This window comes from Rufibacter ruber (genome assembly GCF_014138425.1).
Taxonomy (GTDB): domain Bacteria; phylum Bacteroidota; class Bacteroidia; order Cytophagales; family Hymenobacteraceae; genus Nibribacter; species Nibribacter ruber_C.
In genome coordinates, this window is record NZ_JACJIQ010000003.1 from 124,836 (window position 1) to 139,126 (window position 14,291).

The 14,291-nt window shown below is 51.8% G+C and carries 12 protein-coding genes; 8 read left to right on the top strand and 4 right to left on the bottom strand.

All coding sequences use genetic code 11. From position 1 onward, the window contains the following. Positions 1-101 precede the first annotated feature (101 nt). A complete protein-coding gene (locus tag FHS90_RS04800) occupies positions 102-2,264 on the top strand; it encodes an FUSC family membrane protein (RefSeq protein WP_182512131.1) in 2,163 nt (720 codons plus the stop codon). A gap of 284 nt (positions 2,265-2,548) precedes the next feature. After that, positions 2,549-3,085 (top strand): YceI family protein, encoded by a 537-nt coding sequence (locus FHS90_RS04805; protein ID WP_066837538.1) that lies wholly within the window; start codon positions 2,549-2,551, stop codon positions 3,083-3,085. Positions 3,086-3,417: 332 nt separating this feature from the next. Here the strand turns inward: FHS90_RS04805 and FHS90_RS04810 are convergent, their stop codons facing one another. Then, positions 3,418-4,278 carry a bestrophin family protein gene (locus FHS90_RS04810; protein WP_066837536.1) on the bottom strand — a complete coding sequence of 287 codons (861 nt, stop codon included), beginning with the start codon at positions 4,276-4,278 and terminating at the stop codon, positions 3,418-3,420. 432 nt (positions 4,279-4,710) lie between these two features. Here FHS90_RS04810 and FHS90_RS04815 point away from each other — a divergent pair, with 432 nt between their 5' ends. Next, positions 4,711-5,274, top strand: coding sequence for a GAF domain-containing protein (locus FHS90_RS04815; RefSeq protein WP_241499072.1), 564 nt, complete (start codon positions 4,711-4,713; stop codon positions 5,272-5,274). Positions 5,275-5,432: 158 nt separating this feature from the next. Here FHS90_RS04815 and FHS90_RS04820 read toward each other — a convergent pair whose 3' ends face one another. Both FHS90_RS04820 and FHS90_RS22720 read right to left on the bottom strand, forming a co-directional pair. Further along, positions 5,433-5,651 carry a hypothetical protein gene (locus tag FHS90_RS04820; protein ID WP_182512133.1) on the bottom strand — a complete coding sequence of 73 codons (219 nt, stop codon included), beginning with the start codon at positions 5,649-5,651 and terminating at the stop codon, positions 5,433-5,435. A 510-nt stretch (positions 5,652-6,161) separates the two neighbouring features. Further along, positions 6,162-7,235: a M61 family metallopeptidase gene (locus FHS90_RS22720; protein WP_182512135.1), complete on the bottom strand. Its 1,074-nt coding sequence runs from the start codon at positions 7,233-7,235 to the stop codon at positions 6,162-6,164. Positions 7,236-7,259: 24 nt separating this feature from the next. On the opposite strand from FHS90_RS22720, the gene FHS90_RS04830 reads away from it, so the two are divergent. Further along, positions 7,260-7,541, top strand: coding sequence for a hypothetical protein (locus FHS90_RS04830; protein ID WP_182512137.1), 282 nt, complete (start codon positions 7,260-7,262; stop codon positions 7,539-7,541). Between the two features lie 475 nt (positions 7,542-8,016). On the opposite strand, the gene FHS90_RS04835 is transcribed toward FHS90_RS04830, so the two are convergent. Continuing rightward, a complete protein-coding gene (locus FHS90_RS04835) occupies positions 8,017-9,564 on the bottom strand; it encodes a hypothetical protein (protein WP_182512139.1) in 1,548 nt (515 codons plus the stop codon). A gap of 146 nt (positions 9,565-9,710) precedes the next feature. On the opposite strand from FHS90_RS04835, the gene FHS90_RS04840 reads away from it, so the two are divergent. The 4 genes from FHS90_RS04840 to leuB all read left to right on the top strand — a co-directional run bounded on the left by FHS90_RS04840 (position 9,711) and on the right by leuB (position 14,277). Continuing rightward, positions 9,711-10,877, top strand: a complete 1,167-nt coding sequence (locus tag FHS90_RS04840) for a 2-isopropylmalate synthase (RefSeq protein ID WP_066837522.1) — start codon at positions 9,711-9,713, stop codon at positions 10,875-10,877. Between the two features lie 89 nt (positions 10,878-10,966). Continuing rightward, positions 10,967-12,361: a 3-isopropylmalate dehydratase large subunit gene (leuC, locus tag FHS90_RS04845; RefSeq protein ID WP_182512140.1), complete on the top strand. Its 1,395-nt coding sequence runs from the start codon at positions 10,967-10,969 to the stop codon at positions 12,359-12,361. 213 nt (positions 12,362-12,574) lie between these two features. Continuing rightward, a complete protein-coding gene (gene leuD, locus FHS90_RS04850) occupies positions 12,575-13,171 on the top strand; it encodes a 3-isopropylmalate dehydratase small subunit (RefSeq protein ID WP_182512142.1) in 597 nt (198 codons plus the stop codon). Further along, complete coding sequence (gene leuB / locus FHS90_RS04855; protein WP_182512144.1) at positions 13,159-14,277, top strand: 3-isopropylmalate dehydrogenase; 1,119 nt, start codon at positions 13,159-13,161, stop codon at positions 14,275-14,277. Before leuD ends, leuB begins: the two co-directional genes overlap by 13 nt. The last annotated feature ends 14 nt before the right edge of the window (positions 14,278-14,291 follow it).

Sequence of the window (14,291 nt, forward strand, 5' to 3'; positions counted from 1 at the left end):
TCAATCTTGTTAAGCCTAATGCATACCTTCCAGAGCACATTACCCAATTGGCAAATTAAAAAATCACTCCTTCACCCATTCACTCCTTCACTCCTTAAAAAATGAACAAAGTCCGGGAACTACAGTCTTTCTTTTACGGTCAGAATTTTGCCGATGGCATTAGGGTGACCATTGGGGTGCTGCTGCCGGCGCTGCTGTTCTCTTACATGGGGCAGCTGTTGACTGGGATCACCGTCTCCCTGGGGGCGGTGGGGGCCAGCCTGGCTGATTCGCCGGGGCCGGTGGTGCACAAGCGCAATGGCATGCTGGTGGCCATTCTGCTGTGTACGGTGGTGGCAATGGTGACCGGGTTTGCGCAGCGGCACGTGGTCACCATGGGGCTGGAGATTGGGGTGTTCTGCTTTCTGTTCTCCATGCTGCTGGTGTACGGCATGCGGGCGTCTCTTATTGGGCTGGGTGCCCTGCTGGTTATGATTTTGAGCATGCACCGGCCCCTCACCAACGTGCAGGTGTTCCAGTACGCGGGTCTGGTGCTAACCGGCGGTGTCTGGTATTTGCTGTTGAGCCTGCTGTCTCACCAGATGATGCCTTACCGGCCGGCCCAGCAGGCGCTGGGCGAAAGCGTGCGCGAGGTGGCCAAGTACCTGCGCATCAAAGCCTCTTTTTACCGGTCGCCAACAGACATGGAGCCGGAGTACCGCAGGTTGGTGGCGCAGCAGGTGCTGGTGAGTGAGAAGCAGGTTGCCGCGCGCGAGGTGCTTTTCAAAAGTAGGCAGATGGTGCAGGAGTCAACAGACACGGGTAGAACGCTGGTGATGATCTTTGTAGACCTGGTGGATCTGTATGAGCAGATCACTTCTATTCACTATGACTATGCGTCCATTAATGAGAAGTTTGCGGGCACGGGTGTTCTGAGAGACATTTCTGAGATCATTGAGCGCCTGGCAGATGAGCTGGACCGCATTGGGCTGGCGCTGCAAGCCAACTACCAGCCGGGCACGCCGCTGAACGTACTGCCGCAGCTGGAAAGCCTGAAGCAGAAGATAGAGGCAATAGATGTGCAGGAGCCTACCGCCCACACGCTGGTGCTCAAGAAGATACTGGTGAACATTAGAGGCATTGTGCAGCGGCTCACAGATATCAGGTCTTATTTCAACACGGAGGCGGCGCAAGAGGCGTACCAGAACCGGGAGCTCCAGTTTTCGCTGTTTGTGACCCGCCAGAATTTTTCGCCCCGGCTGCTGTGGAGCAACATGGGCCTGTCTTCTTCTGTGTTTCGGTTCTCGCTGCGCATGGCGCTGGTGGCCGTGGTCGCCTTTGCCCTTACCCGGCTGTTCCCGTACGGGGAGCACAGCTACTGGGTGTTGCTCACGGTGGTCTTCATCCTGAAACCTGCCTTCAGTTTGACCAAGCAGCGAAACGTGCAGCGTATCATTGGCACCGTGCTGGGGGGCGCCATTGGGTTGCTCATTCTGTACCTGTTTAAAAATGAGACCATCCAGTTTGTGTTCATGGTCCTGTTCATGACCGGTTTTTACACGGTGCAGCGCATGAACTACGTGCTCAGCGTTACCCTCATGACGCCGTTCATGCTCATCCTGTTCAGCTTTCTGGGCGGCGGCGGACTGGCCATTGTGGAGGAGCGCCTGGTAGACACCGTGGCGGGCTGCGCCATTGCTTTTGCCGCCACCTACCTGATTCTGCCCAACTGGGAGTCAAAACAGGTGGGGACGTTCCTGCAAAACGCGTTAAAGGCCAACCTGAACTATCTGCAGGTGCTGGCGGGGCTGCTGGCAGGAAACGCCGTGTCAAATGTGCAATACAAGCTGGCCCGCAAGGAAGTCAACGTGAAGTCGGCAGACCTGTCGGCGGCGTTTCAGCGCATGGCCGCAGAGCCAAAGAGCAAGCAGCTGCACAGCCGGGAGATCTACCAGCTGGTGGTGCTCAACCATGTGCTGTCGTCTTACATTGCCACGGTCATTTCCGGCAAGATCAACGCCCAGCCCTGCCTGTACCCAGAGGCCATCCAGAAGAATGTGCGCCGGTCGCTGCATTTGCTCACAGAGGCTATCAGGCACTTAGACCCCGCGTTCCAGCTTCATGAAGCCGCCCACAGCTCCGGGGAGCCTTCTGCTGACCCGCCGGCAACCCTTTCTGCAGATGACAGGCTGCTGGCAGAGCAGTTAGAGTTCATCAGAAAAGTGGCGGCAGACATCCATAAATACACATCGGCCATGGCCGAACCCGGGGAGGGGAAAGAGTAGGAGGGTTGGCTGCTGGTTTCAGAAAACAAAGCCCTTTAGGGCGGTAGCTCCCATTGCAGGGTAGATAAACTGCTGTAAACCAGAAAGCATTGACAGCAGGGGCAGATGGCCGGTTTGGGCCTGATTTCAAAAAAACAGGCCAGAAACAGAGAATTTGTTTGGAGCGGAAAGCTGAATTCTTTATCTATGTATGTACATTAAATGTTTTAACGGTAAATTAACCCGAAGCAGTGGGGATCGTATACCTTAGCTCGGGCCGCAAACCATCAACTAACAATACAACTATGGCAACTACCAAATGGTCTCTGGACCCCACCCACAGTGAAGTGCAGTTCAAGGTGAAGCACTTAATGATCACCACCGTTACCGGTTATTTCCAGACGTTCAGTGTAGAGGCTGAAACCGAGGGGGACGATTTTGACAACACCGCCAGCGTAGTGTTCACCGCCGATGTGAACTCTATCAACACCAACAACGAGCAGCGCGACACCCACCTGAAATCCCCTGATTTCTTTGATACTGCCAACCACGGCGAAATCAGATTTGTGGGCAACCGCTATGAGAAAACCAGTGGCGATTCTGCCAAGCTGCACGGGGACCTCACCATCAAAGGCAATACCCACCCGGTAACCCTTGACGTAGAGCTGGGGGGGATTGTGGTTGACCCGTATGGCCAGACCAAAGCCGGTTTCACTGTTACGGGCAAGATCAGCCGCAAAGAGTTTGGGCTGACCTGGAGTGCCGTGACCGAGGCCGGAAGCGTGGTGGTGAGTGATGAGATTCGCCTGCACGCTGAGATTCAGCTGGTGAAACAAGGCTAAGCCTCTCACTGCTGAACCAGATTACCGTTTTCTGGTTTTCCTGTTGTAAAAGCGTTTTAATCAGCGTATACCCTGCCGGTGATAACGTTTTAGGGCTGTTTTTCAGAAAACAGGTCTAAAACAGAATCTCTCCAGAGGCCTAGGCAGCCGCTGTGCCAGAGACAAAATCAGAAGCCCTACCGGCTTCCACCCTAAAAAAAGAGCCAGCGGGCAATGCATGCGCCGCTGGCTCTTTTTGTTTTGGCCAAACTATCTGGCAAGGCTGTTTTGGAGCTGTTTTTCTGAAAACAGGCCAAAAACAGGAAATGGCCCGCCCGGTGAAAATGGCACTATCAATCCAGCAGTTCGGCCACGTGTTTCCTGATGTTGGTGCAGATCTGGTCTAGCGGCAGATCATTGTCATCGGTCCCGAACGGGTTCTCAATTTCCTCAGCAATCAGCTCCAGGCTGGCCATGGCGTACAGAATGAGCATGACCACCGGAATCACATAATACCCCATGCTGAACGACCACCCAAACGGCAGCGTCATGACATAAAAGAAGATGAACTTCTTGATGAACACGCTGTAGGTAAAAGGAATGGGCGTGTTCTTGATCCGTTCGCTGGCGCCGGTAATTTCTGTCAGGGTCTTGATTTCTTCATCTAGCACCAGCAGCTGGGCGGTGGTGAGGGCGCCTTGCTGGTGCAGGGCATTAACTTTGTCAAAGAGGGCGCAGGCAATCTGGTTGGGCAGGTGCTTCTCTGGTTTTAAATCTAAGACCGGGTCCAGCTCCTGGTAATCCTCATTTTCACGCAGGTGGTTTTTTAGGGCGAAGGCAAAGTTGGGGATCATCTGCCGGAAATAACTCCTCGTCTCCTGGTCCTTCACGCACGCCTGCAGCTTAAGCGCTAAATTTCTGGAAACGTTGGTGAGGCTGCCCCAGACCTTTCGGCCTTCCCACCAGCGGTCATAGGCGGTATTGGTTCTGAACACCAGCAACAGCGATAGCACAAACCCCAGCACGCTGTGCATGAGCCCCACATTCTTGAGGTTGTCATTCTGCGACAGCTGCAGGTAGTGGTTCTCCAGAAAAGAGATGAAACCCGCGTAAATGCCCACCATAATCAACAGCGGAAGCAGTTGCCTGAACGTGTCTGACTTGGAGAACCTGAAGATGAAGATGAACCAGTCTTTGGGGTTGTAGTTGATCATAGGTGCTAATTTTCAGGGGCAGATACATCTCACCTGTCCGCTGCCCAAAGATAAGGCGAAACCGGAAGAACTTTGGCCAGACAAGCCGTGACCAGCCAGAACTGTTATGGTACTTTAAACCGCGCCCCGCGGAGGGTGGAAGGGGCCTGAAGTTGTTTAGTGTTGACTTTCAGAGGGTTATTGCGGGTAAGATCCCTGGTGCAGCCATGGAGCGCCTGCCTGAAAACGGCTACAGGGCGTTTTGGGTCTGTTTTCTGAAAAACAGGCTAAAAACAGAAATACAGCGGCAATGGCAGTCTGCAAAGAAACCAGCAGGATTTTTCCAACGGAATCTACCTCTCCCCGTACACCTAAGAAGTGCGCAGCCGGCGAAATACCGCTGTGAAGTTGATATGAGCGTTTGAATTTTTGATGATGCGACGAGCTTTAAGAATGAATATTATTCCTGAGAATGATCAGGAACGGCTTACCAAATTACACGAGTACCGCATTCTAGATACCAACCACCCCAACCCGGTTGATGCAGAAACAGAGGGCACCCTGCGGCATGTGGTGTCTTTGGCGGCCCACCTGTTCAAAGTACCGGTGGCCATGATCTCTTTTGTAGACAGGGAGCGGGTCTGGTTAAAGGCGCAGGTGGGGCTGGACGGGATTACTGAAGTTGACCGCGGCAGCAGTTTGAGCGGCCTGGCCATTCTCAATGAAAACCCAACCGTGTTTCCAGATGCCCTGGAGCAGCCTTCTTTGCTGGCCAACCCGTTTGTGGCCGGCGAGTTCGGGCTCAGGTTCTACGCCGCGGCTCCCCTGAGAACGCATGACGGCTTTCAATTGGGCGCGGTGTGTCTGGTAGACAGAGAACCCAGAACGTTCTCCCTGGAAGACCAGCTCACCCTGAAATACCTGGCCAATCTGGTCATGGAAGAGCTGGAACTCTGGAAGTATAAGGCCCAGCTAAGGGAGGAGGGCTACTTTCTGGATACCTTAATGGCAAGCTGAGAGTTTTAGGGGAGGGGGTATCCTATTTACCTGCTACAGGTTTCCCTATGCCCAATTAAACCACTCTTGTGCAGATCAGTACCCTATGAATTAGACTGCCTGTCTAGTGTCACCCGTTTATTGAAGAGATGATCTTTTGAAACCATTGTAAGATGGACCTATTCATGTTCATGCGCTTCCGGTTGGGGTAATTCGCGGGCCGCTTGGGCCAGCAGGGCTGTTGGTAACGGGGGCTGTCCTTTCTCCAGCCATCTTTTGAGGGCATCAAAGCTCCAGGCGGTGGCCCAGCCAATGAGCGGCCTGAATAAAATCTTATCTACTACTTTCCCTACAAATCCATATCTGGTTTGGTAATCAAACCAAGTTATAAATTTCACGCCGCTGGCGATAGGAATATAGTTCCAGTACCCAGAACCTGTTTTGATAAGCGAAATTTTCTCGTCTGACCAAAATTTTAAGGCAGACGTGCTTTCTCCGGTTACTTTGCTTTGGGTCCCGGTGCTCTTGCCTTCGCCAATTACTTTTAACCAAATCCAATTTGCGTTTGGTACAGAAACCGCTGTGGTTCGTCTTTAGAGTGCTTGGGTAAATATGCTATGGAATGGAAGCGCAAGTCCCATTCCTGATGCATTTCTGGGGACTGGGTAAATTCCCATAGTCGCTCCAGGGAGGTTTCTATGTGTGTTTCTACGTATATGGGGTTCGGTTTCAACAGTGTTAGGAGAGAAATGTTGCGACTGCTGAAGGTAAGGATGATATGAATTGGCAGAAGCTGTAAGATCAGATTTTCTTAGGGAAGCAAAGCGGTATTTTGTTTCTGGCCTGTTTTTTAAAAAACAGGCCAGAAACAGCGGAAGCGCGTTCTGGCAAGAACCAGATGTCTACTCTCATTTACCCAGTAAATCCGCCAGTTTCTTTTTATTGGCCAATGGTGAAATAATGATTGCCGGAATGTCTTTTTGCGTCTCCAGAAGTAAGCCTGCAGGAAGAGATTCTTCAAAATTGATCAAATTCCCGTGCAGAATGTATCTTCCAAATTCAGTAATGGCTGCTGAGCCTAAGTAGGTGTCTAACTGGTCCTGAAAGACAGTATGGTTGAATTTGAAGTCACCACTTTTTTTGGCTTGGGCCATCAGGTTTTTCATGAGATTATCAAGGCTTTTCTTACCGTGGTATTTCTTTTTTATCTGGCTGTCCAGGAGCAGGGCATAGAGCAGGCCTCGCCGGTAGGGGAGTTTATTGTATTGCCTATCAGACCAGAATTTTTGCTGCGTGAGTTCTGAGTTGGGGAGGGTTCTGACCGGTGACTGATAATGAGGTGCCAATACCTCTTTGTTGATCACGTCTAGAAAATCCTCCAGGCTGATCTGGTTATTCCTGAGCATGAGTTTATAGGCGTAATAGTCAGTAAATCCTTCACTGAACCAATACTGTTTTTCCTCTTCCTCATTAACCAGGGTTTGGCCAATCCAGCGATGAAGCAGTTCATGGTTATAGAGCCAGCGCAACATCTTGAGCTCTGTGCCTGGGTTGTTAGAGGAGAAGGAGATAAAGGAATTCAGCAAGCCGCTCCCGCCCAGAGAGTAAGACTTGGAGGAGTCTGTCCACTCCTCAAACGTGGGGAGCAGGCTTACCGAAAAGGGCGCGTCTAGTCTGTCTTTCCAAAAATCCATCTGTGCCGGAATGGTGGCTTTGAGAATGTCCAACACCTGCTGGTCTGTGAATGAGGACCAGTTACCCCGGGTGACCAAGTAAATGGTCTGGTTTTTCCAGCTATAACTGTACCTCCTGAAATCGCCACCTATAAAAAATGTAGAATACAGCATGTCTTTGGTCAGGTTCGCCTTCTGCCGGAGGCCCGGCCCAAAGTTGCTGTGAAAGATATGGCCTGCCGCTGGGGCAGCCCAGTTGATTTCAATCCTGGCTGAATCTGAATCGCTTTGAAACAGGTTTTCAGGCACAAGAAACAGGCGCATCCCTAGAACATGAAAGTACTCTTTCTGAACAATTGGGCGGTACCGGTGAACGTTTTTGAGCGTCACATTGAAATCTTGCCTAATGGCGTACCGGACCTGCAATTCCTGGTTAGGTTGCGCTATTATTTTGATCAGGCTGCTGTCTGGCAGCATTTCAATGCTTTGCGGGGCTGGGCTTACGGTAAGTCCCGTCAGGCAGTTGAAGAGATCCCTGTCGCCCCAGGAATTGTTCTCAAACCTGAGAATCAATTTACCAGCCGCGTTGCTTCTGTATTGAAAGGAAACCTGTAAGGCCGCACTGTGGGGGAGCAAAGGCTTGACGAGATAGAAAATATCAGTGCTGGCCCCCTGCGCAAGAGGAGAGGACGTGAAAGGGAAGGCGAAAGAAAAGAGAGCAAAGACGAGCAGGAGACGGAGCATGGAAATAATTTGAGGATTCTGTTTATAAAAGCCTCGGCTGTTCTTTTGCCGGAAGTTAGGCCAGGTACCCTGAACACCAGACCAACAAAGACATGCCGCGCCTTCAAACAGCTAAGTCAAGGGCTATGCCAGATTTATAATCAGTTAATTTCCAGGAACTAATAAAAACCCCATAAGTCTACTTGTTCAGTGGTGAACAAGCAAGTGTTCACTACTGAACAATTTCTAGCCACGGCCTGAACTGAGAACGAATAGACGTGGCGGTGCTCCTCAGTATTGACTGGCTATGGCAAAGCGGAACCTCTGTTTTTGGCCTGTTTTCCTCAAAACAGGCCAAAAACGCGAACTACTTCAACCGCCCCACTTTGCGGCGCATGACCTCCTGTACCGGAATATTCTCAATCTTGCTTTCCAGCCAGGAGATAATGTCAAGGTACAGGAAGGGCCGCCGCTCATAGGGGTTCTGTGAAATCTGGATCAAACGTTCCTTTAATTCACTGAAGGCGTCTCTTACCTCATGGGGGGCAATACTGCCCACCTTCCGGAGGAATTTAAAGATCTCCACCTGCATCTGCTGCTGATTGTCCATTTTGCCCAGGAAATGGTAGACCGTCCGGATTTGGTAGTCCAGGGCGTCATCATCATAACCGGCCTCGTAGTGGGCAATGAGGTTGAGAATGCGGGCGAAACATTGTAAGTCTTCGCGCAGGCTGGTGTTGCGGTGATGAATGACCTTGTTCAGGTACTCAATGGCTTTCCTGAAATTGCCGCTGCCAAAGTACAGGCTGGCAATCTTGTAGTAGAAAACCAGCATGCGGTGCGGGTCTAGCTGCGCCTGAAAGCCTTCCAGGTTCTGCAATACGCCGGGTATGATCTGCAGCCCCTCGGTGAACTTGCCTTCTAAGAAATAGGCGTTGATCTTGTTCGTGTAAATGTACAGGAACAGAAGAGTGTCAATGTTGGGGGTAGACCGGCGCTTGGGGTCATTGGCAAAATCCTCTAACTGCTGCAGCACCTGAATGAATTTGGAGTGGTACAGCAGGTTGTAGAGCGCGTTGAGCAGGTTGTGCATGCCTTTGATGTACAACACCGGCCGCCGCTCCTTCATGTGCGGGTACTGGTCAAACAGGTCTACCCATTTCTGGGCGAAGCGGTAGCAGGCTTTCAGGTCCTGGGTCATGAGGTGGTACCACACGTGGGCCTGGTAGAAGTACAGCTTCTCATAAAAGCCCGCCTTCTGCAATTCAATCACCGGCAGGTTCTCCTGGAAGAAAGCGGTAATGGAGGCATAGTCTTCCTGGTTCCGGGCAAGCCCGACTTTGAGGTAATGGCCATAGAGCCTGAGCGCTACGTTGGAGAGCTGGTGCATTTGGGCCAAATGGGTAGAGACCGAGGTGGCCTCCTGGGTTAGGCTTTCGGCGCGGCCGCTCAAACTGCGGGTAATATATTGGCTCTCAATTAGTTTTTCCAGGTCAATAGCGGTGAGCGCAATGTGGGGCAACTCTGACTCCAGCGCCGCTACCTTTACTTTGTCCAGCATTTTGAGGCTTTGCTGGTAGAACCCTTTGTTATAGAGTACGCGGGCGTAGTCCAGCTGCTCGTGCAGCTGAATATCCAGGTTCTGCGGAGCGTGGTAGGCCCGAAGGCTGGAGAGCAGGTGCTTGTACAGGTTGCTCTTAAGGTTGGCCAACTGTGCCTTTTTAATGCTGGGCACCTGTTTGAGAATCTGGGTTTCGTTTAGGGTTTCCTGCTGGTCCAGGGCATCAAACAGCTGCAGAAACTTCAAGTCTTCACTGGAGCCGCTCTTGTTGGTAAACAGCCTGAAGTGCCGTTTCTCTGAGGGCGAGAGTGATTTTATCAATTGAAAAATGGGGTCAATATTTTGGTTGGGCATTGTAATGAAAAATGTTTTAAAATATTGATTTTCAAATTGATGTGAATTGAAAAGAGGCGCTTGGAAATAGTAGACTCGTTTAAAAAAGTTTTTGGCCTCAGTAAAAGTACTGACTTCTTTGTAACGAATAAGAAGCCAAAATAACGATGTCAGCTCAGAAGATACAAATATTTGATACCACGTTGCGCGACGGCGAGCAAGTGCCCGGCTGCAAATTAAACATGGATGAGAAGTTGGTTATTGCGCGGCAACTGGAACTTCTAGGTGTAAATGTAATTGAAGCTGGCTTCCCCGTTTCCAGCCCCGGCGACTTTGAAGCGGTGCGCGCCATTGCGGCCCAAACCAAAGAAGCCACCGTGTGCGGCCTGACCCGAGCGGTGGAAAATGACATAAGAGTAGCGGCTGAGGCCTTGAAAACCGCCCGTTACCCCAGAATCCATACGGGTATAGGTACCTCAGAATCGCACGTGAAATTCAAGCTGCGCACCACCCAGGCCGATGTGATTGAACGGGCCGTGGCGGCCGTAAAGCTAGCGAAAAGCTTTGTAGAAGACGTAGAATTCTACGCCGAAGACGCTGGCCGCACCGACAATGAATTTTTGGCTATGGTCTGCGAAGCCGTCATCAAAGCCGGTGCCACCGTATTGAACATCCCAGACACCACCGGTTATTGCCTGCCAGAAGAATATGGCGCCAAGATTAAATATCTGTATGAGAACGTGCGCGGTGTGCAGAATGTGACCCTTTCCACCCACTGCCACAATGACCTGGGTTTGGCTACCGCGAACTCTATTGCCGGTGCCATCAACGGTGCCCGCCAGATTGAGTGCACCATCAACGGGGTAGGGGAACGCGCCGGCAATACAGCCCTGGAGGAAGTCGTGATGATTCTCCGCCAACACCCTTATTTGAACCTGGACACCAGCGTGAATACCCGTCTGTTGACCGAAACCTCTCACTTGGTATCACACATGATGCGCATGCAGGTGCAGCCCAACAAGGCCATTGTGGGCGCCAATGCGTTTGCACACAGCAGTGGTATTCACCAGGATGGCGTGATTAAGCACCGTGAGACCTATGAAATCATTGACCCCAAAGAAGTAGGTGCCGAGGATTCTTCTATTGTGTTAACAGCCCGTTCTGGCAGAGCCGCCTTAGCGTACCGCATGCAGAAATTGGGGTATGCCTTAGAGAAAGCAGCCTTAGACAAGGCGTATGCAGCCTTCCTGGAAGTAGCAGACAAAAAGAAAGAAGTAGTAGACGAAGACCTCCATTTAATGGTGGAGCAGGATAATCTGGTTTCTGCAAATTAATTACCCGCTGTCATCTTGAATGAACACGGCAAAAGTGAGAAGGGAAAAGTAGAAGAGAGCAGCCTTACCAGATGACAAACGTGACAACTATGGCAAAGACATTATTAGATAAAATTTGGGACGCTCACGTGGTGAAGTCCATCCCGGGTGGGTTAGATGTATTTTACATTGACCGTCACCTCATACATGAAGTAACCAGTCCACAAGCGTTTGATGAGATTGAGGCGCGGGGCTTGCCGCTGTTCCGCAAAGAGCAGATTGTAGCCACCGCCGACCATAACGTACCTACCAAAAACCAGCACCTGCCCATTGAGGAGCCGCTGTCTAGGTTTCAGGTAGACAAACTCACTGAGAACTGCGCTAAGCACAACATTGAATTGTACGGCCTGGGCCATGAGAAGCAAGGCATAGTGCACGTGATGGGGCCGGAACTGGGCATTACCCAACCGGGCATGACCATTGTGTGCGGCGACAGCCACACGTCTACCCATGGAGCTTTCGGCGCGATTGCGTTTGGAATTGGCACCAGCCAGGTAGCGCAGGTAATGGCCTCGCAGTGCTTGCTGTTGAGCAAACCCAAGAGCATGCGCATCACCGTTGACGGTGAGGTGAGACCCGGCGTAACCGCCAAAGACATTATCCTCTACGTGATTTCCAAACTAGGTACCGGTGGAGCTACAGGATACTTTGTAGAGTATGCGGGCAGTGCGTTCCGCAACCTGAGCATGGAAGGCCGCATGACGGTCTGCAACATGAGCATTGAGATGGGTGCCCGCGGCGGAATGATTGCCCCAGACCAAACCACTTTTGATTACCTGAACGGCCGGGAGTTCGCACCAAAGGGCGAGCGCTGGGAGCAGGCCGTGGCCTACTGGTCAACCCTGTTCACCGAAGAAGGAGCCAGCTTTGACAAGGAATTGACCTTTGATGCGGCCGACATTGCGCCGATGATAACCTTCGGGACCAACCCGGGCATGGGCATGGCCATTGACGCATTGATTCCGACAGAGGTGCCGGTAAGTGAGCAGGCCAGCTACAGCAAATCACTGCAGTACATGGGCTTCCAGCCGGGCGAGTCCTTGTTGGGCAAAGAAATCCAGTACGTGTTCATCGGGTCTTGCACCAATTCCCGCATTGAAGATTTGCGCCAGGTAGCCAGGTTTGTGCAGGGCAAGAAAAAAGCCGCGCATGTTGAGGCCATCATTGTTCCTGGTTCAAAGCAAGTGGAGAAACAAGCCATTGAAGAAGGCATTGACAAAGTATTAGCCGAGGCGGGTTTCGAGCTACGGGAGCCAGGCTGCAGCGCCTGCCTCGCCATGAATGAAGACAAGATCCCGGCCGGCGCTTACTGCGTCTCTACCTCTAACCGCAATTTTGAGGGCCGTCAGGGCCCCGGCTCCCGCACCTTGCTGGCCAGCCCCTTGGTAGCCGCCATCACCGCCGTGGAAGGAAAGATTGTGGACATTACCCAATACCTGAATTAATTTTTAGGTACGCATACCTGGTCGTCCCCCTTGGAAGGGGGTAGGGGGATGACAAAGGCAGTTGAAGAACCATCAGCTTCAACCCAGAAAAAAGAAATATTGATTCTCGGGAATGCGAACATCTGCACGAGTAATCATCCCCCAACCCCCCTTCCAAGGGGGACGATCATATAAAGAATTGTAAAGTGCACTTGTGGCACATAATGCAGTTAAATGGAAAAGTTTGAAGTGCTTCAATCCACAGCGGTTCCGTTGCCGATTGAGAATATAGATACCGACCAGATTATCCCGGCCCGTTTTTTAAAGGCCACCTCCCGCGAAGGTTTCGGGGAGAATTTATTCAGAGACTGGCGCTTTGACAACACTGGTCAGCCGAAGGCAGATTTTGTTATGAACACAGGCCGCTACAGCGGAAGAATCCTGGTGGCAGGCAAAAACTTCGGGTGCGGCAGTAGCCGCGAGCACGCTGCCTGGGCTATTTATGATGCCGGTTTCAAGGTGGTTATCTCCAGCTTCTTCGCCGATATCTTTAAAGGCAATGCGTTGAACAATGGCCTGTTGCCACTGCAGGTGAGCGACGAGGTGCTGGCAAGATTGCTGACCCAGATTGAAGAAGACCCGCAGACCACGCTGGTGGTGAATCTGGTCAACCAGGAACTGGAAGTGCCGGTGTGGGAAGAGAAAATCCCCTTCGCCATTGACGCCTACAAGAAAGAGTGCCTCATCAATGGCTACGATGACATTGATTTTTTAGTGAACCAGAAAGAAGCGATAGAACAATACGAAAGCAACAGACCATGGGCGTATTAACTAAAAGAATAGCCGTTTTACCCGGCGACGGAATCGGGCCGGAAGTTTGTACCGAGGCCCTGAAAGTGCTGGAGGCGGTGTCTGAGCGTTTCGGGCACCAGTTTGAGCTGGACGTGCAACTCATGGGCGCCTGCGCCATTGACGCCACCGGCGACCCGCTTCCGGAGTCAACCCTACAGGCTTGCTTTGAGGCCGATGCCATCTTATTGGGCGCCATCGGGGACCCGAAATATGATAACAATCCTGCTGCCAAAGTACGTCCGGAGCAAGGGCTGTTGCGCCTGAGAAAGTCATTAGGTCTGTTTGCCAATATTCGTCCGGTAACGGCTTATGACGTTCTGATTGAGCATTCGCCGTTGAAGGCAGACCGCATTCAAGGCTCTGATATGTTGATTTACCGGGAGCTGACCGGCGGTATTTACTTCGGGGAGAAAGGCCGCACCGCCGATGGTGCCTATGACCACTGCACCTATTCCCGCGAGGAAATTGTGCGCATTGCGCACCTGGCGTTCCAATCGGCGACCACCCGGCGCAACAAACTGACCCTGGTAGACAAAGCCAACGTGCTGGAAACTTCCCGCTTGTGGCGCGAAGTGGTGCAGCAGATTTCCCCGGAATATCCTTCTGTTGCGGTTGATTACCTGTTCGTGGACAACGCTGCTATGCAGATGATTCTTAACCCCAAGCAGTTTGATGTGATTCTCACCGAGAACATGTTCGGGGATATTATCTCAGACGAGGCCTCGGTGATTGCCGGCTCTTTAGGCTTGCTGCCTTCAGCATCGGTAGGCGAGACCGCCGCGTTGTTTGAGCCTATTCACGGTTCTTTCCCGCAGGGCAAAGGCTTAGGCATTGCCAACCCTATCGCTACCATTTTGTCTGTGGCCATGATGCTGGAGCACTTCGGGATGTATGATGAGGCGACCTTGGTAAAAGAAGGCGTGGATTATGCCTTGCGTAGAAAAGTTTTGACCCCAGAACTGAATAGCGATAACCCTTACACCACCGAGCAAGTGGGCTGCTTCATCGCCGACTACGTGCAGGAGGGCGGCGAGTGTTTTCGGCATTTGAAAAACCTGGAGTTGGGGCTAAGTACTATTATTTAGGACCTCACCCCCCG